Raw genomic sequence first — 23,296 nt, 5'->3', positions numbered from 1 at the left:
AGTGATGGCGGAGCCATCGTGACCGACGACAACGCCGCAGATGTGCGTGCCGGCCCCCGTGACGCCGCCCCCCATGTGACGGTCGGGCTAAGGTCGTGCCCATGGATCACGGCATGGACGGGGACGGCACACTACGGCTGGGGCGCCGGGAGTTCGGCGCGTACGAGCCGGTGATCATGGCGATCGTCAACCGGACCCCGGACTCCTTCTACGACCGGGGCGCGACCTTCCACGACGAGCCCGCGCTCGAACGCGTGGAGCGCGCGGTGGCCGAGGGCGCCGGCATCATCGACATCGGCGGGGTGAAGGCCGGGCCCGGCGAGGAAGTCACCGCCGCGGAGGAGGCCCGCCGTACGGTCGGCTTCGTGGCGGAGGTACGGCGCCGCCACCCGTCCGTGGTGATCAGCGTCGACACCTGGCGCCACGACGTGGGCGAGGCGGTCTGCGAGGCCGGCGCGGATCTGCTCAACGACGCGTGGGGCGGGGTGGACCCCAAGCTCGCCGAGGTCGCCGCGCGGTACGGCGCGGGGCTGGTCTGCACCCACGCGGGCGGCGCCGAGCCGAGGACCCGGCCGCACCGGGTCGCGTACGACGATGTGATGGCCGACATCCTGCGGGTGACCCGCGGGCTGGCCGAGCGCGCGGTCGCGCTGGGGGTGCGGCGGGACGGGATCATGATCGATCCCGGCCATGACTTCGGGAAGAACACCCGGCACTCGCTGGAGGCGACGCGCCGGCTGGGCGAGATGGCGGAGACGGGCTGGCCGGTGCTGGTCTCCCTGTCCAACAAGGACTTCGTCGGCGAGACGCTGGACCGGCCCGTCAAGGAGCGGCTGATCGGCACACTCGCGACGACGGCGGTGTCGGCGTGGCTCGGGGCCCGGGTCTACCGCGTCCACGAGGTCGCGGAGACCCGTCAGGTGCTCGACATGGTCGCGTCGATCGCGGGCCACCGTCCCCCGGCGGTCGCCCGGCGCGGCCTGGCCTGACCGGCGGCGGGGTCGTCCCCCCGCCGGCCGGCCCGGCCCGCTCGCCTCAGGCGCTACCGCTACCGCCGGATCAGTGGCCGGTCTCCTTCGTGACCAGCCCGACCGCCTCCTCCACGTCGTCCGTGACGTGGAAGAGCATCAGGTCCTTCTCCGACGCCTTGCCCTGCGCCACGACCGTGTTCCGCAGCCAGTCGACCAGCCCGCCCCAGTACTCCGTACCGAACAGGACGATCGGGAAGCGGGTGACCTTGCGCGTCTGGACCAGCGTCAGCGCCTCGAACAGCTCGTCCAGGGTGCCGAGACCGCCCGGCAGGACCACGAAGCCCTGCGCGTACTTGACGAACATCGTCTTCCGCACGAAGAAGTAACGGAAGTTGACCCCGATGTCGACGTGCGGGTTGAGCCCCTGCTCGAAGGGCAGCTCGATGCCGAGCCCCACGGAGATGCCCGACGCCTCCCGCGCGCCCTTGTTCGCCGCCTCCATCGCGCCGGGGCCGCCGCCCGTGATCACCGCGAACCCGGCGTCCACCAGCGCGCCGCCGAGCCGGACGCCCTCCTCGTACTCCGGTGTGCCGGCCGCGGTGCGCGCGGAGCCGAACACCGCGATGGCGGGCGGCAGTTCGGCGAGGGCGCCGAAGCCCTCCACGAACTCCGACTGGATACGCATCACCCGCCAGGGGTCGGTGTGCACCCACTCCGAGTCGCCCTCGCTGTCCAGCAGCCGCTGATCGGTCGTGCCGGGCTGGATCTGCTCCCGCCGGCGGATCACCGGTCCGAGCCGGCGTTCCTCCGGCCCCCGCGTTCCCTCGGGCATGCCCATGAGCCGCTCCTTCCGCTGCTGTGCGTCGTTCTGGGCAAGAGTAGATCGACACGCGTGACAAACGGCGAAATTCCGGCAGTCGATCAGGCAGCGGCCGTGCCCCCGGCCGGCGCGGTCACATGCCCCCCGCTACCCGACCGGCCCGGTGAGCCAGCCGCGCAGCCGCTCCTCGCAGTGGGTGATCCGCTCGACGGCCACCCGTTCGTCCCGCTTGTGCGCGAGCAGGGGGTCACCGGGCCCGTAGTTGACGGCGGGCACGCCGAGTCCGCCGAACCGCGCGACATCGGTCCAGCCGAACTTGGGCCGCGCGGTGCCGCCCACGGCCGCCATGAACGCGGCGGCGGCCGGGTGCGAGAGGCCGGGCAGCGCGGCGCCGGAGTGGTCGTCGACGGTGAATCCGGTGACCCCGCAGTCCGCGAAGACCTCACGGACATGGGCGAGGGCCGCCGCCTCGCTCCGGTCCGGGGCGTACCGGTAGTTCACGACGACCGTGCAGGCGTCGGGGATGACGTTGTTGGCGACGCCGCCCTCGATCCGTACGGCGTTGAGGCCCTCCCGGTACTCCAGGCCGTCGATGACCGGCCGGCGCGGCTCGTACGCGGCGAGCCGGGCCAGGATCGGCGCGGCGGCGTGGATGGCGTTGGACCCCATCCAGCCGCGCGCGGAGTGGGCGCGCTCGCCCTCCGTGTGCAGGAAGACCCGCAGCGTGCCCTGGCAGCCGCCCTCGACCTCGCCCTCGGTCCCTTCCAGCAGGATGGCGAAGTCGCCCGCCAGCCAGTCGGGATGGGCCTCGGCGACATGGCCGAGACCGTTGAGGTGCGCGGCGACCTCCTCGTTGTCGTAGAACACGAAGGTGAGATCGCGGTTGGGCTCGGGGACCGTCGCCGCGATCCGCAGCTGTACGGCGACCCCGGACTTCATGTCGCTCGTGCCGCAGCCCCACAGCATGCCGTCGTCGTCGAGCCGCGAGGGCAGGTTGTCGGCGATCGGCACGGTGTCGATGTGCCCGGCGAGGATGACCCGTTCGCCGCGCCCCAGCCGGGTGCGGGCCACCACGTTGTTGCCGTACCGGTCGACGGTGAGGTGCGGCAGGGTGCGCAGCGCCTGCTCGATGGCGTCGGCGAGCGGCTTCTCCGTACCGCTGACGGACGGGAAGTCGACGAGCCACGCGGTGAGCGCGGGGCCGTCGAGTGTGAGGTCGAGCACCGTCTCGGGCGTGGTCTCGGGCGTGGTGCGGTTCATGCTCCGACCCTAATACGGTACGGAGGGACCGGCCGGGCCGCGGGTCCGCGGGCGGGCCGGAGCCGGGTCATGAGGGGCCTCGGACTCCAGTACGGTGGGCGCGTGCCCGAGACCGTCTCCCCCTCCCGTCGCGGACGCCCCTTGCGTTTCGTCGCCGCTTTCACCGTGCTGCTGGCCCTCGCCGGATACGCGGTGGTGCAGTACATGTCCAGCCGCGGCAGCGGCCCGCGGTGCGTGGTGCGGTCCACGGAAGCCGTGGACCCCTCGGACACCTCCGGCTCCTCCGGTTCGTCGGGCTCCTCCGGCTCCTCCGGCTCCTCCGGCGACGGCAGCCGCTCGTACGCGATGACGCCCGCGATGGCCGTCAACGCGGCGACGATCTCGGCCGTCGGCACCAGCCGCGGGCTGCCCGAACGCGCCGTCACCATCGCGCTGGCCACCGCGCTCCAGGAGTCGGCGCTGCGCAACCTCGACCACGGGGACCGCGATTCGCTCGGGCTCTTCCAGCAGCGGCCCTCGAAGGGGTGGGGCACCGAGGCGCAGATCCAGGACCCGGTCTACTCGGCGGGCCAGTTCTACGACCATCTCGTCAAGGTGCCCGGCTACTCGCGGCTGCCGCTCACCGAGGCCGCCCAGCGCGTCCAGCGCAGCGGCTTCCCGCAGGCGTACGCGAAGCACGAGCCGGACGCCGCGCTGCTGGCCGCCGCGTTCACCGGCCGGGCCGGCGCGTCGCTGACCTGCACGGCGCCGGCCGACGGGGTGGTGGGCGAGCCGCGGAAGGTACGGACGGAACTGGTACGGGACTTCGGCTCCGCCGTGCTGCCCGCGGCGACCGGCAAGGGCGGCGCGAGCGACGCGGAGACCCCGGCGGATTCGGCGAGTCCCACGGATTCCGCGACGGCGGCGAAAGGCGCGAAGGCCGACGAGTTGACCGTGCCGGTGTCGGTCACGGCCACGGCCGGTGCCCGGCGCGGCAACTCCGCGGAGCAGCGCGCCTCGGCACAGCGCGGCTGGGAGCTGGCGCACTGGGCGGTGGCCCGGTCCACGTCCCTGGGCATCACCGAGGTCGGTTACGCGGGCCGGGTGTGGAGCGCGAAGGACGCGGCCAAGGGCTGGCGCACGACGAGCGATCCGGCCGTCGCGAACGCGGACGAGGTCCGGATCCGTACCGCGCGGTAGTACGGCCCGTCACCCGGACGGGCGAGTCCGGCGCCGCCGCGCGCCCGCCGCACGCACTTCCCGGGAACGCCCGCCGAACGCCGGTCGAACACCCAGCGCAGGGCGGGAATCCGCGTGTCGCGGCCCTCGCTTCACCGGGAGCGTTTGCCTGCTTTTATCCATAACAGATCATGCGACACGTTACGGATTCTTTACCCGCGCCCACCGCATCCTCCGGCGCCCTTCGAGGAGTTGTCACCACGTCCGGCCCCCGGACGCACCACATCTCGCCATCTCCCCGAAGGAGCATCATGTCCGCGAACCTTCCCCTCGCCCGCCGTATCGCCCGCACCGCGCTGATCGTCGCGGCGGGCGCGGCCCCGGTGATCGGCGCGGCCGGCTCCGCGAGCGCGGCGGCCCTGCCGGCGGCCCCCGACCTGGGCTCGGTGAGCGCGCTGGACGGCGCCGCCGTGGGCGGCACCCTCGACAGCGGCGCCCAGAAGGCCACCAAGACGGTGGGCGACGCGGGCGGCAACGCCGTCAAGCAGGGCGTCCCGGCGGCGGGCAAGGCCGTCGGCAAGGCCGCCAAGACCGCCACCCCGGCCGTCCAGAAGGCCGCCGGCGACACCGCGGGCGGCGCCGGCAAGCTGCTCGGCGAGACCGCCGCCACCGCGGCGGAGGGCGCCGCCGCGACCCAGACCACCCAGCAGGTCGCCCCGGCCGCCGCCACCCCGGCCAAGGCGCCCGCCGTCGGCGGCCTGCTCGGGGGCCTGCCGCTCGGCGGCTGATCCCGTACCCCCAGGAGCACGTACGGGAGGGGCCGGGGAGCGCACATCACGCGCTCCCCGGCCCCTCCCGTACGTCTGTGCCGCCCTCAGGCGAGCCGCTTGACCGCCGCCTCGATCCGCTCGTCGGTGGCCGTCAGCGCCACCCGTACGTGCCGCGCCCCCGCCTCGCCGTAGAAGTCGCCGGGCGCGACCAGGATCCCCAGCGCCGCGAGGTGCGCCACCGTGTCCCAGCAGGGCTCGTCGCGCGTCGACCACAGGTACAGGCTCGCCTCGCTGTGGTCGATCCGGAAGCCGTGCGCCTCCAGGGCCGTCCGCAGGGCGGTGCGGCGGGCCGTGTACCGCTCCCGCTGCTCCCGTACGTGGGTGTCGTCGCCCAGCGCGGCGACCGTGGCCGCCTGCACGGGCGCGGGGGTCATCATCCCGCCGTGCTTGCGGACCGCGAGCAGCTCGCCGAGCACCTCCGCGTCGCCCGCGAGGAAGGCCGCGCGGTATCCGGCCAGGTTGGAGCGCTTGGAGAGCGAGTGGACGGCCACGACGCCCTCATGCGTACCGCCGCAGACGTCCGGGTGCAGTACGGAGACGGGCTCGGCCTCCCAGCCCAGCTCCAGGTAGCACTCGTCGCTGAACACCAGCACGTCGTGCGCGCGCGCCCAGGCGACGATCCGCGCCAGCTCGGCCGCCGGCAGCACCGCGCCGGTCGGGTTCGACGGCGAGTTCAGCCAGAGCAGCTTCAGCCCGGCGGGGTCCAGCTCGGTCGGGTCGGTGTACGGAACGGGCTCGGCGCCGCAGAGCCGCGCGCCCACCTCGTACGTCGGGTAGGCGAGGCGCGGGAAGGCCACCCGGTCGCCCGCGCCCAGCCCCAGCTGGGTCGGCAGCCAGGCCACCAGCTCCTTGGAGCCGACCACCGGCAGCACGTTCCGGTGGGTCACCCCGCGCGCGCCGAGCCGCCGTTCCACCCAGCCGGTCAGCGCGTCCCGCAGCTCCGCCGTACCCCACACCGTCGGATAGCCGGGCGAGTCCGCGGCCCCGGCCAGGGCCCGCCGGATCAGCTCGGGCACCGGGTCGACGGGCGTGCCGATGGACAGGTCCACGATCCCGTCCGGGTGGGCCGCCGCCGTCGCTTTGTACGGCTCCAGCCGGTCCCAGGGGAAGACGGGCAGGCGCGAGGAGACTCGCGGGGAAACTGCGGACACGTGCTCACTCTTCTCTCGTACGCGTGGGCGTCACGGCACACGACGCGGAAAACCGCGGTCCCGTACAGCGGCGAGCCGTACGGGACCGGGGACGCGGGGCGCTGTCAGCCGTTCTGGGGCGGCAGCGCGGCGACGAAGGGGTGGTCGCGCTCGATCAGACCGAGCTTGGAGGCACCACCGGGCGAGCCCAGCTCGTCGAAGAACTCGACGTTCGCCTTGTAGTAGTCCTTCCACTCGTCCGGGGTGTCGTCCTCGTAGAAGATCGCCTCGACCGGGCACACCGGCTCACAGGCTCCGCAGTCGACGCATTCGTCCGGGTGGATGTACAAGGACCGCGAGCCCTCGTAGATGCAGTCGACCGGGCACTCCTCGATGCACGCCTTGTCCTTGACGTCGACACAAGGCTGCGCGATGACGTAGGTCACGCTGTCGTTCCTCCTCGATAGGGCGCGGCGGGCCGATCTGCGGCTCCGTCCACGGGCGCGCGGGAGCGCGGCGTCGTCGATGCCCGCATCTAGTATCTCCGTTCTTGGGCGCGATCCGAACAAGAGGGGCGGACGGAGCTGTGGAATTCACTGCCGGCGGACGGCTTGAGGTCCGGTTGAGCCCCGCTGACGTGGGCAAACGCGTATCGGTCAGACAGTTGACCGGGGGTGGTCCCGGTACGGAGAAGTTCACCGACACCGTAGGCGTTCTCACATCCTGGGACAACGGTGTGCTGCTGATCACACGGCGTAACGGTGAGCACGTGGGCGTACCGGAGAAGGCCCTGGTCGCGGGCAAGGTGGTGCCGTCGGCGCCCGCCCGGCGGCGGGGCCCTGCGGCCGGCTTCGAGGAGCTGGCACGCACGTACGCGCGCGCGTGGCAGCCGGTGGAGAGCGAGCGCCTGGGTGAGTGGACGCTCAGGGCGGCGTCAGGGTTCACCCGCCGCGCCAACTCGGCGCTGCCCCTGGGCGATCCGGGGGTGGGCCTGGACGAGGCGCTGGCGCGCACGCGCGCGTGGTACGAGCGGCGGGGGCTGCCCGCGTACGTACAGACGGCGACCGGCGCGCCCGGCACGCAGGAGGCGCTCTGCGCCGAACTGGAGCGGCGCGGCTGGCGCTCCGAGGTGACGGCGGAGGTACGGACGGGGGCGCTGGCGCCCCTCGCGGACCGGGCGGCGGACGACCGCGTCCACCTCGGCCGCGCGGTGGACGAGAGCTGGCTGCGCCGCTACCAGCGCACGGGGACACCGGGGCCGCAGGTGCTCCAGGTGCTGAACGCGGGCCCCTCGGTGTGGTTCGCCACCGTGCCCGGCACGGCGGACGAGGTTCCGGCGGCGATCGGCCGGTGTGTGGTCGACGGGCGCTGGGCGGGGTTCATGGCCGTCGAGGTGGGGCCCGCGTACCGCCGCCAGGGGCTGGCGACGGCGGTGATGGCGGCGCTCGCCCGGCGCGCCCTCGACGAGGGGGCGTCCGCCGCGTGGCTCCAGGTCGAGTCGGACAACGACGCGGCGATCGCCCTGTACGCGGGGATGGGATTCACCGTCCACCACCGTTACCACCACTACCGAGCGCCCTGAGAGCGTCTCGACAACTCGACAACAAGGCCACGACAAGGACGGAAACGGTATGCATCCGGAATCCGCCGACCGGCGCCGCCTCTTCGCCGAGGAAGCCCGCGCGGAGAAGCCCGATCTGGCGACGCTCTGCCTGCTCGTGGGCGCGGAGGGCGAGCCGGAGCTGGGGGAGAAGGGGCTCGACGCGGCGCAGGCGGAGCTGGACCGGCTGGCCGGGCTGCTGCCGTACGGACTGAGCGGCACGCGCGCGTGGGCGGCGGCGCTGGGCGAACTGCTCGGCGCCCGCTGCGGTTTCCACGGCGCGCCCGCCGACTACGAGCGGCTGGAGTCCTCCCTGCTGCCCGCCGTCCTGCGCCGCCGGCGCGGGCTGCCGATCCTGCTCTCGGTGGTGTGGATCGAGGTGGCCAGGCGGGCGGGCGCGCGGGTGTACGGGGTGGCGCTGCCGGGCCATTTCGTCGTCGGCTTCGGTGACCCGGAGACGGCGGACGAGCAGATCCTCGCGGATCCGTTCGCGGCGGGCCGGATCCTCGGCCGTGAGGAGACGGACCGGCTGCTGACGGACCGTACGGGCCCGGGGGCGGGCCGGGCGCCGGGGCTGCCGCCGGCCGCCTCGCCCGCCGCCCCGCTCGACATCGTCCAGCGTGTCCTGAACAACATCCGCGCCTGGGCGGCGGCCCGGCCCGAACGTACCGAGGTCGCCCTCTGGGCGGTCGAACTCTCCCTCCTGCTCCCGGCCCATCCGGCCCGGCTGCGCTACGACCGGGCCCAGTTGCTGGTCCAGCGCGGGGAGTTCCTGCGGGGAGCGGCCGAGATGGAGGAGTACGCGCGGGTGGTCGCCGCCGTCGAACCGGCGACGGCGGAGGCCATCCAGCGCCGCGCGCGAGCGGCCCGCACCCGGCTGAACTGATCGCGGGTGCTGTTCCCCGGACATGCCGGAGCCCCCGCCCGAGGGGGGCGGGGGCTCCGGCGCGGTGCGTCGGACCGGGTCAGCTCGGTTCGAGGTCGATCGTCTGCGTGCGCTCCGCTTCCGTCTTGCCGCGCAGCGCCTTCTGCATGGCCGCGGCCACGTCGGCGGACGAGACGGGGTACTGCTGGCCGTCGCCCTTGGTGATCGTGATGCCGTCGAAGACGCCTTCGAGGAGCTGCTCGATGGCCTTCTTGTCGTACTCCTCCACCAGCTTCCCGTCCACGGGCTTCATGGAGAGGATCTTCGGCAGGGAGATGGTCGGCCCGAACTGAATCTGTTTGCCACCCGCCCGGATGGTGACCACCGCGGACATGGCGGGCTCGGCGAACTCCTTCATCGCCCGGTCCAGTTCCGCCTGGTCGATCGTCGGATCCTTGGTGGCGACCGGCAGTTCGACCGGGTTCTCCTGCCCTGTCTGGACCTGGCTGCGGTACGCGTCCCGGGTGGAGATGATCGAGTGGTTGACGTCCAGCGCCTTGCCCGGCTTGCCGGGGACGGCGACGGCCTTGTCCGGCTCGAACCGGATCGTGCCCTCGATGGCGGAGCCGGAGGTGCCCGCCAGGTCCGCCAGGGCCGCGGTGAGCTTCTCCTCGTCGACGGGGATCACCGGCTCGGCGATCCGGGCGACGCCGAAGAGCGAGCCGATGACCGAGACGGGGTTGTAGTCGTTGCCCGCCGCGCCGCGGACCGTGGCCTGGCTGTCGAAGCTCAGTCCGGCCTTGTCCGGGGTGAGGTTCTCCGTCTTGCCGCCGACGTTGAGCCGCAGCGGCTGGGCGGCGCGCTTGCCGAGGGTGGCGTCGAGCTTGGCGACGGCCTCCTCGCGTGTGCCGCCGCCGATGTCGACGCCGAGGACGGTGGTGCCCTTGGGCACCTCGGAGTGGTTGACGAGCAAGCCCGCGCCGTAGGCGCCGCCCGCGATCACGATGACGGCCACCCCGAGGAGGGTCAGCTTGGAGCGGCCCTTCTTCTTGGCGGGGGCCGCCGCGGCCGGCTTCGCCGCCGCGGCCGGGGCGCCCTGGGACGAGCCGACCGCACCGGGGAAGTCCGGCGCGGAGAAGCCGGCGTCCTGGCCGGGCCCGCGCGCCACGCCGACCTGCGGTGCCGGGCCCGGGAAGGCGTTCTGGTGCTCCGGCGGCACGACGGGGATCCCCATCGTGGCCGCCGCCCCGGAGACCTGGCCGGCGCCCGCGCCGACCGGCTCGGGAGCCTGCTGCTGCGGGGTCAGTACGGCGGTGTCGTCGGACAGCCGCGGACCGGCGCCCTGACCGGCCGTTCCCGGCGGGCTGCCCAGGGAGGCCGGCGGGGTGCCGAGCGACGCGGTGCCGGTGACCGGCCCGGTGGTCGGACCGGTCGGGGCGCCGTCGACGCCGGGGATACCGAACGGCGGGGTGTTCCCGCCCGGCGCGAAGGCGTTGACGGCGGCGCCCGCCGCCGCGGGGGTGTACGACTCGGGAGCGTACGGCTCCGGGGTGTACGACTCGGGGGTGTAGGACTCGGGCGCGTATGGCTCCGGGGAGTACTGCTCAAACGGCGATTTCGCGCCACCGGCGCTCCCCGGCGCGGATCCGCCCGAAGGGGCCCCGCCCGAGACGGCCATGGCGCCCGCGCTCATCCCGGCCGCCGTACCCGCCGCCGTACCGCTCCCGGAACCGGAAGCGGAACTCGAACCGGCGCCGGTCCCGGAGCCCGAGCCCGTACCCCTGCCCGTACCGTCCGCGCCCGCCGTGCTGACGCCGGCGCCGTTGGTCGTGCCCTGGGACGGCTTGCGCGGGGCGAACCAGTCGCTGGTCGGAGTGGTCTTCTCCTCGGTCCGCTGCTCCGGCGCGGGCTCGGTCTCCCGGGGCTCCGCGCTCTCCTTGGGCACCTCGGGCCGGGGCATGCTCACCGTGCGCTCGGCGGCGGCCGGGATGCCCCGGCCGTTCGCGCTGTCGCTGTCGCCCACGGGTGTGCGCATCACGACCGGGGGAATCGGCCGCGAGCCCGGGATGTTGATCCGGATGCGCGTGGTCAGTGTGGTCTCGGTCTTGGGCTCGTCCGGCTGTGGGGCGGACTCGGCTTCCTTCTCCTCCGGGGCGTCCTGCTGAGGATGCAGCGACGGGTACTGGCGGGAGCCGTAGGGCGGTGTCCCGGAGGGGTACGCCGCGGCTCCGCCGCGCCCCTGGGGCCCGGAGGACGAACTGTCAGTTTCACGACTCAAAGCAGGTTCTCCCGGTTGGCTCCGCCGCCCGTTCTTACTGGCTACTCAGCTGTTTCAGGTCCCCCACTGCCGGAGGCGAGGGGAAGGCCCGGAGCGCGCACCACCATACTGGCCTCCGCCGGAGGAGACCGGACGAGCACGGCAAGCGGGATGCTTGCCGACCGTGCGGCCGAGGTCAATTCGGCGGGGGCCGGGCGCGTCACTTCCCCATACGTGCGGACTGAGTGCCCGGTTGCGGCAACCGCGACATCGTGGCACACATCACAGCCACCACCATCCCGCCGAAGAGGAAGACCAGCGGTCCGAGACCGGCGGCGAAGGCCGCGTCACCCTCCGGCCGGCCGACGCTCAGCCAGATCGTGGCGATGAGCCAGCCCGCGGCGGGCGCGCCGACGCCGAGTTGGGTGCCGGTGACGAGCAGCCCGCCGTAGAAGAGCCCGGCGGTGGCCAGCAGCGCGAGGATCAAGCCGCCGGGGAACCAGCCGCCTTGGGCGATCGCCCCGGCGACGCCGACGAGCACGCCGAGCACCCCGAGTCCGACGTACGCGGCGATACGGCCCGGCCGGAACCCGAGCGGGCGCGCGAGGAAGCCGCCGGGCTGCTGCCCGCTCACGCGGTCGCCCCTGAAGCCCCGGACGCGCCGGAAGCCCCGGAAGCGGCCCCGGACACCCCGGCGACTCCCGCGAAGAGGTCGCTCTCGCGCTCCCCCTCGGGCGCGCCGGACACGCCCTTTACCAGCTGGTAGTACTCGGCGGCGAACATCGGCTGGCCGAGATCGTTCGAGAGCGCGAAGAACAGCCCGTCCACGGCGATCTGTGTCGCGTGGGCGCGCATGGCGGCGGACTTGCGGTCCCGGTAGGGCGCGCCGTCGATCGCCGCGGTGATGTCCGCGTCGGGGACCACACCGGGGAGGTCGTCGACCTCGGCGACACCGAAGAAGCTGGAGCCCGTCGCGCGCAGCCGGGCGAAGCCCTCTTCGGCGACGGAGCGGGGGATCCGGTTCCAGTAGATCTTGTCGATGGTGTGGGGGGCGCCGAGGGCGGGGGCGAAACCGCTGTCGGCGGCCAGCTCGGCGGCGCGCATGGCGACGCGGTGGGCCTGGATGTGGTCGGGGTGGCCGTAGCCGCCGTTCGGGTCGTACGCGAGCAGGACCTGCGGGCGCAGTTCGCGGATCACGGCGACGAGATGGCCGGCGGCCTCGTCCAGGTCCGCCTGCCAGAAGGCGTTGGCGCGGTCGTTCTGCGGGAGGCCCATCATCCCGGAGTCCCGGTAGCGGCCGGGCCCGCCGAGGAAGCGATGGTCGGTGACGCCCAGTTCGCGCATCGCGTCGGCGAGTTCACCGATGCGGTGCTCGCCGAGGCGGTCGTCGCGGTCGGCCGCCAGATGGGCGAGTTCGGCGGGGATGACCTCGCCCTCCTCGCCGAGGGTGCAGGTCACCAGGGTCACCAGGGCGCCGTCGGCCGCGTACCTGGCCATGGTGGCGCCGTTGTTGATCGTCTCGTCGTCGGGGTGCGCGTGGACGAGCAGCAGACGGCGGGCGGGGAGATCGGTCATGGGGACAGCCTACGAGGCATGACAAACCGGCCCCTCGGCCGACCAGTGGGCGATGGTATCGGCCGAGGTGGGCGCCCTGCGGAGGACGGGTGCCCTGCGGGGCACTAGAACTTCAGTCCACCGATCATCCCGGCCACGTTGGTGGTGAGTTCGCTGATGGTGGGGGCGATGGAGGAACTGGCCATGTAGAAACCGAGCAGCATGCAGACCACCGCGTGTCCCGCTTTGAGCCCGGACTTCCGGACGAGCAGGAAGACGACGATCGCCAGCAGCACCACCACGGAAATCGAGAGTGCCACGGCGGTTCACCTCCATAGATATTCAGTCGGGAAGACGCAGCATGCATGTGCCCGGCAGATTCATACCCAGCTATCGCTAGGGATCATAACTATCCGTGGATACGCATCGATCGGTGCACGGCAGCACATGGGGGCGCACGGACTGGCGCGGGGTCGGCCAGGTGGGTCGCACAGTTTCGGGCCGGTTGGTTTCGTCGCACGTCAGCGCTCCGGAACGATTCATTCCGCCCACGGTGGCGGCCCGTCGCCCGCACCTGAATTTCCCTGGTCCGGCGGCAAAAAAGATCTTGATACACAGGGGCCTCCGAGGGGTCGCCGCACCGGGCCCGCACGGCCCGCCCGCCCGCGGGCGCACATGCAACCGGCCGGGACTCCTGGAAGTCCCGGCCGGTTTACGGCACCCGCACGGCCGTACGTCATTCAGACTGACGGGTCCGTATATCGGTGAGGCGTCGGCGAAGTTGCCTCCGTGTTAACGAAATTGATGTGTTTTACAACGTTTCGTCCGTCTCAGGTGGTGTCGGTACGGTCTGCCGCTCCGCCGCGAAGTGACACGCCGACGGATGCGCCGCGGGCCCCGCCCGGTCGCGGAAGACCGCCGGCACCGCCAGCTCGGGCACCTCCACCGCGCACCGCTCCCGCGCCTTCCAGCAGCGGGTGCGGAACCGGCAGCCGGACGGAGGATTCGCCGGCGACGGAACATCACCCGAAAGAATGATCCGGTCGCGGTGCTCGCGGGCCGTGGGGTCGGGCAGCGGCACCGCCGACAGCAGCGCCTGGGTGTACGGGTGCGTCGGATGGTCGTAGATGGCCGCGTCCGGGCCGATCTCGGCGAGCCGGCCCAGATACATCACCCCGACCCGGTCGGAGATGTGACGGACGATCGACAGGTCGTGCGCGATGAAGACGTACGCGAGCCCGAATTCGGCCTGAAGTCGCTCCATCAGATTGATGACCTGCGCCTGGACGGAGACATCCAGCGCCGAGACCGGCTCGTCCGCGACAATGATCTCCGGTCGCAGCGCGAGCCCCCGGGCGATCCCGATGCGCTGGCGCTGGCCCCCGGAGAACTGGTGCGGATAGCGGTTGATGTACTCGGGGTTGAGCCCGACCACGTCCAGCAGCTCCCGCACCCGGCGCCGCCGGTCGCCCCTCGGCGCCACCTCGGGATGGATCTCGTACGGCTCCCCGATGATGTCGCCCACGGTCATCCGGGGGTTGAGCGAGGTGTACGGGTCCTGGAACACCATCTGGATGTTCCGGCGGACCGCCTTCAGCGCCCGCCCGGAGAGCCGGGTGATGTCCTCGCCCTTGTAGCGGATCGTGCCGGAGGTGGGCCGCTCCAGGTTCACCAGCGTCTTCGCCACGGTCGACTTGCCGCAGCCGGACTCCCCCACGATGCCGAGCGTCTCGCCGGGCGCCAGGTCGAAGGAGACACCGTCCACCGCCCGGACGGCACCGATCTGCCGGCGGCGCAGAACGCCCTGGGTCAGCGGGTAGTGCTTGACCAGATCCCGGACCTCAAGAATGGGCTCGCTCCCGGACACCGCCCCGGAGGCTGCGGCCACGGACCCGGCCCTGGGCTCAGCCACCGGCTCGGCCATCGAGGGTCTCCTTCCAGAAGAAGCACGCGCTGCGACGGCCCCCGCCCGCGTCGAGCAGCGGCGGCACCTCCGTACGGCAGATGTCCTGCGCCATCGGGCAGCGCGGGTTGAACGCGCAGCCGGGCGGGATGCGCAGCAGATTCGGCGGCAGGCCCTTGATCGCGTACAGCTCCCGGCCCTTCTGGTCCAGGCGCGGGATCGAGTCCAGCAGCCCGCGGGTGTACGGATGGGCGGGCGCCCGGTAGATGTCGTGGACGGGGGCGGTCTCGACGATCCGGCCCGCGTACATGACGGCGATCCGGTCCGCGACATCCGCGACGACCCCCAGATCGTGGGTGATCAGGATGAGGCCCATGTCCAGCTCCCGGCGCAGCTCCGCCAGCAGATCCATGACCTGGGCCTGGACGGTCACATCGAGGGCGGTGGTGGGCTCGTCCGCGATGATCAGGGCGGGTTCCAGCGCGAGCGCCATCGCGATCATGATGCGCTGGCGCATCCCGCCGGAGAACTGGTGCGGATAGTCGTTCACCCGCTCCTTCGCCGCGGGGATCCTGACCCGCTCCATCAGCTCGACGGCCCGCGCCTTCGCCGCCCTGCGGTTCAGCCCCCGGTGGACGATGAACATCTCGCCGAGCTGGGCCCCCACGGTCAGGACGGGGTTGAGCGAGGAGAGCGCGTCCTGGAAGATCATCGCCAGTTCGGCACCCCGTACCCGCCGCCGCTGCTCCTCCTTGAGCTTCAGCAGGTCCCGGCCCTGGAAGAGCACTTCGCCGCCGGTGATCCGGCCGGGCGGCGAGTCGAGGATGCCCATGATCGCCTGCGCGGTGACGGACTTGCCGGAGCCCGACTCCCCCAGCACGGCGAGCGTCTCGCCCGCCCCGACCGCGTACGTCACACCGTTGACGGCCCGGGCGACCCCGTCGCGGGTGCGGAACTCGACCTGGAGGTCGCGTACTTCCAGCAGCATGTGCGGGGCTCCTCAGCGCAGCTTGGGATCGAGGGCGTCGCGCACCGCGTCGCCGAGCATGATGAACGCGAGTACGGTCACGGCCAGCGCGCCCGCGGGCCAGAGCAGCATGTGGGGGGCGTTGCGGATGTACGGGGAGGCGTCGGAGATGTCGATCCCCCAGGACACGGTGGGCGGTTTGAGCCCGACGCCGAGGTACGAGAGGGTCGCCTCCAGCGCGATGAACGTGCCCAGCGCGATGGTCGCGACGACGATCACCGGCGCGATCGCGTTGGGCAGGACGTGCCGCAACAGCATCCGGGAGTTGGACGCGCCGAGCGCCCGTGCCGCCTGGACGAAGTCGTTCTGCTTGACGGTGATGACGGAGCCGCGGGCGATCCGGGAGATCTGCGGCCAGCCGAGCAGCACCATGAAGCCGATCACCGGCCAGACGGTGGCGCTGGTGACCACGGAGAGCAGCACCAGCCCGCCGAGGACCACCGGGATGCCGAAGAAGATGTCCGTGATCCGGGAGAGGACCGCGTCCCAGGGGCCGCCGAAGAAGCCGGCGAGGCCGCCGAGGACGGAGCCCGCGACGGCGACGCCCAGGCTGGCGAGGACACCGACGACGACCGAGGTCCGGGCGCCGTGGACGGTCCGGGTGTAGACGTCGCAGCCCTGTCCGTCGAAGCCGAACGGGTGGCCGGGCCGGGAGCCCTCCTGGGCCCTGGCGAGATCGCAGGAGAGCGGGTTGCCACTGGCGATCAGCGACGGCCAGACCGAGATGACCACCAGAAAGAGGATGATCAGCCCGGAGATCAGGAAGACGGGGTTACGGCGCAGATCCCGCCAGGCGTCCGACCAGAGGCTGCGCGGCCGGCTCGCGGGCCCACCGCCGGGTCCACCGCCCGGGCCGCCCGGGGCCCCCTCCAGCGTGGTGCCCTCGCTGGTGGCGAGGTCCATGGCGGCACCGGCCCCGGTGGCCGCGATCGCGCCGTCATCGTCCCGGTGGCGGGAAGGCCGCGGCTCAGGCATACCGGATCCTCGGGTCGAGAACGGCGTACAACAGGTCGACCAGCAGATTCGCCACGAGGAAGACGATGACGAGCACGGTCACGAAGCCGACGACGGTCTGGGTGTTCTGGCGCAGGATGCCCTGGTAGAGCTGGAAGCCGACACCGTGGATATTGAAGATCCGCTCAGTGACGATCGCGCCGCCCATCAGCGCGCCGATGTCCGTACCGATGAAGGTGATCACCGGGATCAGCGAGTTGCGCAGCAGATGCCGGGTGATCACCCGGTGCCGGGGCAGCCCTTTGGCGACCGCCGTACGGACATAGTCGGAGCGGACGTTCTCGGCGATCGAGGAGCGGGTCAGCCGGGTGACGTAGGCCAGCGAGACGGAGGCGAGCACCAGCCCCGGCAGGATCAGCTCGTCGAGCGGCGCGGCCGGGGAGACCGACGGCTCGACGATCCGCCACTTCACACCGAAGAGCAGCTGCGCCAGCAGTCCGGTGACAAAGGTCGGTACGGCGATGACCACCAGGGTCAGCATCAGTACGGAGGTGTCGACCGGCCGGCCCCGGCGCAGTCCGGTGAGCACCCCGAGGACGATCCCGAGGACGATCTCGAAGGCGATGGCGACGATCGTCAGCCGGAGGGTGATCGGGAAGGCGGTGGACATCAGGTCGATGACCTTCTGTCCGTTGAAGGCCGTGCCGAAGTCCCCGGTGAAGACATGGCCCATGTAGGTCAGGTACTGCTGCCAGACGGGCTTGTCGAGGCCGAAGTCCTGGCGCAGCCGCTCCTCGGTGGCCGGATCGCAGGTGCGGTCGCCGCAGAGTCCCGCGATGGGGTCGCCCATCACATTGACCATCAGGAAGATCAGCAGGGTGGCGCCGATGAAGACGGGGATCATCTGCAACAGGCGCCGGATCACATAGCGTCCCATGACGGCTCCTGGGGGTGCTGTCCGACGGTGGGTCAGCCGACCTTGATCTCGTTGTAGACGGGGACGCTGAAGGGGTTCAGCTCGACGTGGGAGAGGCGCTCGGCGTAGCCGGCGCTGCCGTTCTGGTACCAGAGCGGGATGGCCGCCATCTGGTCCCTGACGACCTCCTCGGCCTGCTGGAACTTGGCGATGGCGGTCTTCTTGTCGGTCTCGGCGTTGGCCTCGTTGACCAGCTTGTCGAACCGGGGGTTGCTCCACTTGCCGTCGTTGGACGAGGCGTTGGTGTAGTAGAGCGGCTGGAGGAAGTTCTGGATGAGCGGGTAGTCCATCTGCCAGCCCGCCCGGAACGGGCCCCTGAGCTTCTTCTGGCCGATCTGGTTGCGGTAGTCGGCGAAAGTGCCCACCGGACTGCCCACGCACGCCTTGTCGTTGCCCAGCGCGTTGTTGATGCTGTTGCAGACGGCGTCGACCCACGCCTTGTGGGAGCCGGTGTCGGCGTTGTACGTGATCTTCAGCCGGCCGCCGGGGATGCCGCCGCCCTCCTGGACGAGCTTCTTCGCGGCGGCGGGGTCGTACTCACAGGCCGAGCCGCAGAGCCCGGCCTTGTAGCCGCCGTCGGCGCCGAGCACCGGGGAGGTCCAGTCGGTGGCCGGGGTGCGGGTCTTCTGGAAGATGGTCTCGGTGATCTGCTTCCGGTTGATCGCCCGGGAGAGACCGGTGCGGACCTTGGCGGCCCTCGGGGTGTTCCACGCCTTGTCGTAGTACGGGAAGGCCAGGGTCTGGATGATGCCGGCCGGGGTGTTGATGTAACGGCCGTTCAGGTCGGCCTTGGCGTTCTTCAGCTGGGCGGCCGGAACATCGTCGACGAGGTCGAGGTTGCCCGCGACGAGGTCGGTGTACGCGGTGTTGTTGTCGGTGTAGACCTTCAGGTCCACACCGCCGTTGACTGCCTTGTCGGGGCCCGGGTAGTCCTTCCGGGTCCGCAGTGACATCTCGGAGCCCTTGGTGTAGTTCCGCACCGTGTAGGGGCCGTTACCGACGGGCTTGGCGAGCCAGGCCGCGTGGTCGTCGTAGAACGCCCGGGGCAGCGGCGCGAACGCCGCGTACCCGAGGGTGTCGGGCCAGGTGGAGAAGCGCTGCGAGAGCTTGACGGTGAAGGTGCGCGGGCCGGTGACCTTCAGCCCGGAGAGGGTGCGGGCGGTGGGCTGCCCGGTCTCCGGGTGGACCTTGTCGTATCCGTCGATGTACTGGAAGAAGTAGGCGTTCTTCTGGTTGTTCCTGAGGTCGGCGCCGTAGTTCCAGGCGTCCACGAAGGACTTGGCGGTGACCTTCTCCCCGTTGCTGAACGTCCAGCCGTCCTTGACGGTGACGGCGAAGTCGGTCGAGTCCTTGGTCTCGATCTTCTCCGCGACCGCGTTCTCCGCCTTGCCGGTCTTCGGGTTGTAGCGCACCAGCCCCCGGAAGATCATGTCGAGGACCTTGCCGCCCTGGACCTCGTTGGTGTTCGCCGGCTCCAGGGGATTCTGCGGATCGCCCCACGAGGACCGGACCACGCCGTCGGCGCCCCCGCCGCCGCTCCCGCCACTGCCCCCGCCGCCGCAGCCCGCCACGGCGAGCGCGGCACCGAGCGCACCGGCGGCCCATCTGGTATGTGCGACTGCCCGCATGAAGTGGCTCCTCAGATGTGCTGCCGATCCGTAGGAGCCAATATCGACCGGTGGAACCCCGATCGCGCGGGAGATACCTCCACTCAGGGGAGAAATCATCCGAATGTATGCACATAGTGACGAGCGGATAGACAGACGGACAGACAGCCGGGCATACGAGTGCGGGCGGCATCCGTCACCTTCCGGCTCCGGACACCGCCCGCACACGTATGCCTGTCAGGACGTCATGCCGCGTGGACGACGTCCCGCTCTTCCGCGAAGTGGCACGCCGACTCGTGCGCGGCCGGGGTGTCCGCGTCCTTGAAGCGCTCGGGAATCGCCAGCAGCGGCACCTCGGTGGAGCACCGGTCCTGCGCCTTCCAGCAGCGGGTACGGAAGCGGCAGCCGGACGGCGGATTCGCCGGCGACGGGACATCGCCGCTGAGGATGATCCGCTCACGGCCCTCGCGGGCCTCCGGGTCGGGCACCGGGACCGCCGACAGCAGCGCCTGCGTGTAGGGGTGCGTCGGGTGGTCGTAGATCTGGGTGTCCGTACCGATCTCGGCCATCTTGCCCAGATACATCACCCCGACCCGGTCCGAGATGTGCCGGACGATCGACAGGTCGTGCGCGATGAAGAGGTACGAGAGGTTGAACTCGTCCTGGAGCTTCGCCATCAGGTTGATCACCTGGGCCTGCACGGAGACGTCCAGCGCCGAGACCGGCTCGTCGCAGATGATGATCTCGGGGTTGAGCGCGAGCCCCCGGGCGATGCCGATGCGCTGGCGCTGTCCGCCGGAGAACTGGTGCGGATAGCGGTTGATGTACTCCGGGTTGAGCCCGACGACATCCAGCAGCTCCTGGACCCGGCGTCGGCGGTCGCCCTTGGGCGCCACGTCCGGGTGGATGTCGAAGGTCTCGCCGATGATGTCACCGACGGTCATCCGGGGGTTGAGCGAGGTGTACGGGTCCTGGAACACCATCTGGATGTTCCGGCGGACCGCCTTCAGCGCCCGCCCGGACAGCTTGGTGATGTCCTGGCCCTTGAAGAAGACCTCGCCGGCGGTCGCCGTCTCCAGCATCATCAGGAGCTTGGCGACCGTGGACTTGCCGCAGCCCGACTCACCGACGATACCGAGGGTCTCCCCCTGGTAGAGGTCGAACGAGATCCCGTCCACGGCCTTGACCGCGCCGACCTGTTTCTTGAACAGTATGCCCTGGGTCAGCGGGAAGTGTTTGACGAGGTCACGGACCTGGAGGATCGGCTCGCCCCGCTCCACCGGCGCCTCGACGGCGGCGATGGCCGCGTCCTCGGTGACCGCGTCGACCACGTCCACCTCGGTCACGTTCGGGGTGGCGTCCACGGCCTCGCCACGCTTCTTCGGCTCAGCCATGAATCGTCTCCTTCCAGAAGTGGCACGCGCTGCCGCGGCCGGGCAGAACGGCGCCGTCCGCCTCGGTGACCTGGTGCAGCACCGGGGTGTCCGTACGGCAGATGTCCTGGGCCTTCGGGCAGCGCGGGTTGAAGGCGCAGCCGGCCGGGATCCGCGTGAGGTTGGGCGGCAGGCCCTTGATCGCGTACAGCTCCTGGCCCTTCTGGTCCAGGCGCGGGATCGAGTCGAGCAGTCCCCGGGTGTACGGGTGCGCGGGACGCTTGTACAGCTCGCGCACGGGTGCGGTCTCGACGATCCGGCCGCCGTACATCACCGCGATCTTGTCCGCGACATCGGCGACGACGCCGAGGTCGTGGGTGATCAGGATCAGACCCATGTTGTACTCGCGCTGAAGCTCCGCCAGCAGGTCCATGACCTGGGCCTGCACCGTCACGTCGAGCGCGGTGGTCGGCTCGTCCGCGATGATCAGGTCGGGCTCCAGGGCCAGCGCCATGGCGATCATGATGCGCTGGCGCATACCGCCGGAGAACTGGTGCGGGTAGTCGTTGACCCGCTCCTTCGCCGCCGGGATACGCACCCGGTCCATCAGCTCGATGGACTTGGCCTTGGCCTCCTTCTTGGAGAGGCCCTGGTGGACCCGGAACATCTCGCCGAGCTGGTAGCCCACGGAGAGCACGGGGTTGAGCGAGGAGAGCGCGTCCTGGAAGATCATGGCGATCTTCCGGCCGCGGATCAGCCGGCGCTCCTCGTTGCTCATCTTGAGCATGTCCTGGCCGCGGAAGAGGATCTCCCCCTTGGGGATACGGCCCGGCGGCATGTCCAGGATGCCCATGATCGCCTGCGCGGTCACGGACTTGCCGGAGCCCGACTCGCCGAGCACGGCGAGCGTCTCACCGGCGGCGACGCTGTAGTTGACGCCGTTGACCGCTTTGGCCACACCGTCCCGGGTGTGGAACTCCACGTGCAGGTCACGGACTTCGAGCAGCGTGTCGCCGTTCTTGTTCGCGCCGCGCGGGGAGGAGGCGTCCGCCGTCATGTCGGTGATGGTCATATGTGCCTCCCTCAGCGCAGTTTGGGATCGAGGGCGTTGCGTACCGCATCGCCGAGCATGATGAACGCGAGCACGGTGATCGACACCATGACCGACGGGATGATCAGGACGAACGCGGCGTTGCGCAGCTGTTCCTGGCCGGAGGAGATGTCGACGCCCCACGAGACCGCCGGTTCGGCGAGGCCGATGCCCAGGAAGGACAGGGTGGCCTCGGCGGCGATGTAGCCGCCGAGCGCGATGGTCGCGACGACGATCACCGGGGCGATCGCGTTGGGAAGGATGTGGCGGAGCAGGATCCGGCTGGTCGAGGCGCCGAGCGCCTTGGCCGCCATCACATAGTCGGCCTGCTTGACGGTCAGCACCGAACCGCGGGCGACTCGGGCGATCTGTGTCCAGCCGAGGAAGGCCAGCGAGAGGATCACGACCCAGACCGAGCGCTCCTCGAAGGAGGTCAGGACGACCATCGCGCCGAGGGTGAAGGGGACGGCGAAGAAGATGTCCGTGATCCGGGAAAGCACCGTGTCGGCCAGACCGCCGAAGTAGCCGGCGAGCATCCCGACGGTGGTGCCGAGCACGGTGACGAGCGCGGTGACGACGACAGCGACCAGGATCGAGTTACGGGCGCCATAAATAACGCGCGCGTAGATCGAACGGCCCTGTACGTCGTAGCCGAACCAGTCCTCCTTGAAGAAGTGCGTCCAACTGGGCTTCTGGAGGTAGCGGTTGGCTAGGTCCGCGTAGCGCGGGTCGGCACCGGTGAAGAGCTGGGGGAAAGCCGCCATCACCACCAGGATCGTGATCAGGACGCCGGAGGCAACGAAGAGCGGGTTGCGGCGCAGATCGTGCCAGGCGTCCGACCAGAGGCTGCGGGGCTTCTCGGCCTTCGCGGGCGCCGCGGCGGGGGCGGGGGTCACGTCGACCGTCGTGCCGGCCGTCGCCGCCGCGGCGGTGCCGTCGGCGGGTCCGGTGTCCTTGAGTGTCTCAGGCATAACGGATCCTCGGGTCCAGGACCGCGTAGAGCAGGTCGACGAGAAGGCTGGCGACGAGATAGACGACCACGATCAGGGTGACGATCCCGACGACCGTGGCGCCCTCGCGCTGCTTGAGCGCGCCGAACACGCTCCAGCCGACGCCCTTGACATTGAAGATACCTTCGGTGACCACCGCGCCGCCCATCAGGGCGCCGAGGTCCGTACCGAGGAAGGTCACCACGGGGATCATGGAGTTGCGCAGCAGATGGACGCCGATGATCCGGCGGCGCGGCAGGCCCTTGGCGACGGCGGTGCGCATGTAGTCGGAGCGCAGGTTCTCCGCGACCGAGGTACGCGTCAGCCGCGCGACATACGCCAGGGAGAGCGAACCGAGGACGACGGCGGGGAGGATCAGTTCGTCCCAGCTGGGGTCGCCGCTCACGTTGGGCGCCACCCAGCCGAGCTCGAAGGCGAAGAGGTACCGGCCGAGGAAGGCGAGCACGAAGGAGGGGACCGAGATCAGCAGGAGCGTCAGTATGAGCAGCGCGCGGTCCCGCAGCGAGTCGGCCTTCAGTCCCGCGAAGACCCCCATGGAGATGCCCACGACCACCGTGAAGGCGAAGGCGAAGATCGTCAGCCGGGCCGTGATCGGGAACGCGTCGGCGATGATGTCGGCGACGGGCTGGCCGCTGGCGATCTGGGTGCCGAAGTCGCCCTGGAGCAGGCCGGTCAGATAGTTCCAGTACTGATGCCAGAGCGGCAGGTCGAGACCGAGGTCCTTCTTCATCGCCGCGATCTGCGCCGGGTCGACGGCCTGCTCCCCCGCGAGCGCGCGCACGGGGTCTCCGGGCAGCGCGTACATCATGGAGAAGACCAGCAGGGTTGACCCGATGAAGACCGGGATCATCTGGAGCAGTCGCCTCGCGACATAACGCCCCATGTGTGCCTCCGATTGAACTACAGAGCCC

The 23,296-nt window shown here is 71.1% G+C and carries 22 protein-coding genes; 5 read left to right on the top strand and 17 right to left on the bottom strand.

Annotation, left to right across the window (positions count from 1 at the left end):
* Positions 1–113 precede the first annotated feature (113 nt).
* Complete coding sequence (folP, locus tag DVK44_RS23225; protein WP_114661414.1) at positions 114–989, top strand: dihydropteroate synthase; 876 nt, start codon at positions 114–116, stop codon at positions 987–989.
* Between the two features lie 70 nt (positions 990–1,059).
* On the opposite strand, the gene DVK44_RS23220 is transcribed toward folP, so the two are convergent.
* On the bottom strand, positions 1,060–1,809 hold the full coding sequence (locus tag DVK44_RS23220; RefSeq protein WP_114661413.1) for an LOG family protein: 750 nt from the start codon (positions 1,807–1,809) through the stop codon (positions 1,060–1,062).
* Between the two features lie 129 nt (positions 1,810–1,938).
* Positions 1,939–3,051, bottom strand: a complete 1,113-nt coding sequence (gene dapE, locus DVK44_RS23215) for a succinyl-diaminopimelate desuccinylase (protein WP_114661412.1) — start codon at positions 3,049–3,051, stop codon at positions 1,939–1,941.
* 102 nt (positions 3,052–3,153) lie between these two features.
* Here dapE and DVK44_RS23210 point away from each other — a divergent pair, with 102 nt between their 5' ends.
* Together DVK44_RS23210 and DVK44_RS23205 are read left to right on the top strand one after the other, a co-directional pair.
* A complete protein-coding gene (locus DVK44_RS23210) occupies positions 3,154–4,230 on the top strand; it encodes a hypothetical protein (protein ID WP_228447333.1) in 1,077 nt (358 codons plus the stop codon).
* Between the two features lie 290 nt (positions 4,231–4,520).
* Positions 4,521–4,997 (top strand): ATP-binding protein, encoded by a 477-nt coding sequence (locus tag DVK44_RS23205; RefSeq protein ID WP_114661410.1) that lies wholly within the window; start codon positions 4,521–4,523, stop codon positions 4,995–4,997.
* An 86-nt stretch (positions 4,998–5,083) separates the two neighbouring features.
* On the opposite strand, the gene dapC is transcribed toward DVK44_RS23205, so the two are convergent.
* Both dapC and fdxA read right to left on the bottom strand, forming a co-directional pair.
* Positions 5,084–6,190 (bottom strand): succinyldiaminopimelate transaminase, encoded by a 1,107-nt coding sequence (dapC, locus tag DVK44_RS23200; protein WP_114661409.1) that lies wholly within the window; start codon positions 6,188–6,190, stop codon positions 5,084–5,086.
* 104 nt (positions 6,191–6,294) lie between these two features.
* Complete coding sequence (gene fdxA, locus DVK44_RS23195; RefSeq protein ID WP_105869511.1) at positions 6,295–6,615, bottom strand: ferredoxin; 321 nt, start codon at positions 6,613–6,615, stop codon at positions 6,295–6,297.
* Positions 6,616–6,755: 140 nt separating this feature from the next.
* Here fdxA and DVK44_RS23190 point away from each other — a divergent pair, with 140 nt between their 5' ends.
* Both DVK44_RS23190 and DVK44_RS23185 read left to right on the top strand, forming a co-directional pair.
* Entirely contained in the window at positions 6,756–7,751 is a 996-nt protein-coding gene (locus DVK44_RS23190; protein ID WP_114661408.1) for a GNAT family N-acetyltransferase, read from the top strand.
* Between the two features lie 49 nt (positions 7,752–7,800).
* Positions 7,801–8,655: a transglutaminase family protein gene (locus DVK44_RS23185; protein ID WP_114661407.1), complete on the top strand. Its 855-nt coding sequence runs from the start codon at positions 7,801–7,803 to the stop codon at positions 8,653–8,655.
* 79 nt (positions 8,656–8,734) lie between these two features.
* Here DVK44_RS23185 and DVK44_RS23180 read toward each other — a convergent pair whose 3' ends face one another.
* From DVK44_RS23180 to DVK44_RS23120, 13 genes are all read right to left on the bottom strand, one after another.
* Positions 8,735–10,912 (bottom strand): peptidoglycan binding domain-containing protein, encoded by a 2,178-nt coding sequence (locus DVK44_RS23180; RefSeq protein WP_181957504.1) that lies wholly within the window; start codon positions 10,910–10,912, stop codon positions 8,735–8,737.
* 199 nt (positions 10,913–11,111) lie between these two features.
* The gene (locus DVK44_RS23175) at positions 11,112–11,525 is read right to left on the bottom strand and encodes a DUF6113 family protein (RefSeq protein WP_114661406.1); all 414 of its coding nucleotides are present in this window, start codon (positions 11,523–11,525) and stop codon (positions 11,112–11,114) included.
* Entirely contained in the window at positions 11,522–12,466 is a 945-nt protein-coding gene (gene mshB, locus DVK44_RS23170) for an N-acetyl-1-D-myo-inositol-2-amino-2-deoxy-alpha-D-glucopyranoside deacetylase (RefSeq protein ID WP_114661405.1), read from the bottom strand. The genes DVK44_RS23175 and mshB overlap by 4 nt, the downstream gene beginning before the upstream one ends.
* Before the next feature lie 104 nt (positions 12,467–12,570).
* The gene (locus tag DVK44_RS23165) at positions 12,571–12,765 is read right to left on the bottom strand and encodes a DUF2304 family protein (protein WP_114661404.1); all 195 of its coding nucleotides are present in this window, start codon (positions 12,763–12,765) and stop codon (positions 12,571–12,573) included.
* A gap of 491 nt (positions 12,766–13,256) precedes the next feature.
* Positions 13,257–14,369, bottom strand: a complete 1,113-nt coding sequence (locus DVK44_RS23160; protein WP_114661403.1) for an ABC transporter ATP-binding protein — start codon at positions 14,367–14,369, stop codon at positions 13,257–13,259.
* Positions 14,350–15,336, bottom strand: a complete 987-nt coding sequence (locus tag DVK44_RS23155; protein WP_114661402.1) for an ABC transporter ATP-binding protein — start codon at positions 15,334–15,336, stop codon at positions 14,350–14,352. Before DVK44_RS23155 ends, DVK44_RS23160 begins: the two co-directional genes overlap by 20 nt.
* Before the next feature lie 12 nt (positions 15,337–15,348).
* Positions 15,349–16,350 carry an ABC transporter permease gene (locus DVK44_RS23150; RefSeq protein ID WP_114661401.1) on the bottom strand — a complete coding sequence of 334 codons (1,002 nt, stop codon included), beginning with the start codon at positions 16,348–16,350 and terminating at the stop codon, positions 15,349–15,351.
* On the bottom strand, positions 16,343–17,266 hold the full coding sequence (locus DVK44_RS23145; RefSeq protein ID WP_114661400.1) for an ABC transporter permease: 924 nt from the start codon (positions 17,264–17,266) through the stop codon (positions 16,343–16,345). The genes DVK44_RS23150 and DVK44_RS23145 overlap by 8 nt, the downstream gene beginning before the upstream one ends.
* Before the next feature lie 32 nt (positions 17,267–17,298).
* Positions 17,299–18,933 carry a peptide ABC transporter substrate-binding protein gene (locus DVK44_RS23140; RefSeq protein WP_114661399.1) on the bottom strand — a complete coding sequence of 545 codons (1,635 nt, stop codon included), beginning with the start codon at positions 18,931–18,933 and terminating at the stop codon, positions 17,299–17,301.
* A 224-nt stretch (positions 18,934–19,157) separates the two neighbouring features.
* Positions 19,158–20,306: an ABC transporter ATP-binding protein gene (locus DVK44_RS23135; RefSeq protein WP_114661398.1), complete on the bottom strand. Its 1,149-nt coding sequence runs from the start codon at positions 20,304–20,306 to the stop codon at positions 19,158–19,160.
* On the bottom strand, positions 20,299–21,357 hold the full coding sequence (locus DVK44_RS23130) for an ABC transporter ATP-binding protein (protein ID WP_114661397.1): 1,059 nt from the start codon (positions 21,355–21,357) through the stop codon (positions 20,299–20,301). Before DVK44_RS23130 ends, DVK44_RS23135 begins: the two co-directional genes overlap by 8 nt.
* 11 nt (positions 21,358–21,368) lie before the next feature.
* Positions 21,369–22,346, bottom strand: coding sequence for an ABC transporter permease (locus tag DVK44_RS23125; RefSeq protein WP_114661396.1), 978 nt, complete (start codon positions 22,344–22,346; stop codon positions 21,369–21,371).
* Positions 22,339–23,268 (bottom strand): ABC transporter permease, encoded by a 930-nt coding sequence (locus DVK44_RS23120; RefSeq protein WP_114661395.1) that lies wholly within the window; start codon positions 23,266–23,268, stop codon positions 22,339–22,341. Before DVK44_RS23120 ends, DVK44_RS23125 begins: the two co-directional genes overlap by 8 nt.
* Positions 23,269–23,296 lie beyond the last annotated feature (28 nt).

The sequence above is a fragment of the Streptomyces paludis genome (assembly GCF_003344965.1).
Taxonomy (GTDB): Bacteria; Actinomycetota; Actinomycetes; order Streptomycetales; family Streptomycetaceae; genus Streptomyces; species Streptomyces paludis.
This window is presented reverse-complemented; position numbering and strand designations above follow the sequence as displayed.

Bases quoted from the DNA above. Each gene is read 5' to 3' on its own strand.
- DVK44_RS23125 (WP_114661396.1), bottom strand. From the start codon at position 22,346: ATGCCTGAGACACTCAAGGACACCGGACCCGCCGACGGCACCGCCGCG.
- folP (WP_114661414.1), top strand. From the start codon at position 114: ATGGACGGGGACGGCACACTACGGCTGGGGCGCCGGGAGTTCGGCGCG.
- DVK44_RS23155 (WP_114661402.1), bottom strand. From the start codon at position 15,336: ATGCTGCTGGAAGTACGCGACCTCCAGGTCGAGTTCCGCACCCGCGAC.
- dapE (WP_114661412.1), bottom strand. From the start codon at position 3,051: ATGAACCGCACCACGCCCGAGACCACGCCCGAGACGGTGCTCGACCTC.
- DVK44_RS23185 (WP_114661407.1), top strand. From the start codon at position 7,801: ATGCATCCGGAATCCGCCGACCGGCGCCGCCTCTTCGCCGAGGAAGCC.
- DVK44_RS23205 (WP_114661410.1), top strand. From the start codon at position 4,521: ATGTCCGCGAACCTTCCCCTCGCCCGCCGTATCGCCCGCACCGCGCTG.
- DVK44_RS23145 (WP_114661400.1), bottom strand. From the start codon at position 17,266: ATGGGACGCTATGTGATCCGGCGCCTGTTGCAGATGATCCCCGTCTTC.
- DVK44_RS23150 (WP_114661401.1), bottom strand. From the start codon at position 16,350: ATGCCTGAGCCGCGGCCTTCCCGCCACCGGGACGATGACGGCGCGATC.
- DVK44_RS23135 (WP_114661398.1), bottom strand. From the start codon at position 20,306: ATGGCTGAGCCGAAGAAGCGTGGCGAGGCCGTGGACGCCACCCCGAAC.
- DVK44_RS23130 (WP_114661397.1), bottom strand. From the start codon at position 21,357: ATGACCATCACCGACATGACGGCGGACGCCTCCTCCCCGCGCGGCGCG.
- DVK44_RS23220 (WP_114661413.1), bottom strand. From the start codon at position 1,809: ATGGGCATGCCCGAGGGAACGCGGGGGCCGGAGGAACGCCGGCTCGGA.
- DVK44_RS23140 (WP_114661399.1), bottom strand. From the start codon at position 18,933: ATGCGGGCAGTCGCACATACCAGATGGGCCGCCGGTGCGCTCGGTGCC.
- mshB (WP_114661405.1), bottom strand. From the start codon at position 12,466: ATGACCGATCTCCCCGCCCGCCGTCTGCTGCTCGTCCACGCGCACCCC.
- DVK44_RS23120 (WP_114661395.1), bottom strand. From the start codon at position 23,268: ATGGGGCGTTATGTCGCGAGGCGACTGCTCCAGATGATCCCGGTCTTC.
- DVK44_RS23160 (WP_114661403.1), bottom strand. From the start codon at position 14,369: ATGGCCGAGCCGGTGGCTGAGCCCAGGGCCGGGTCCGTGGCCGCAGCC.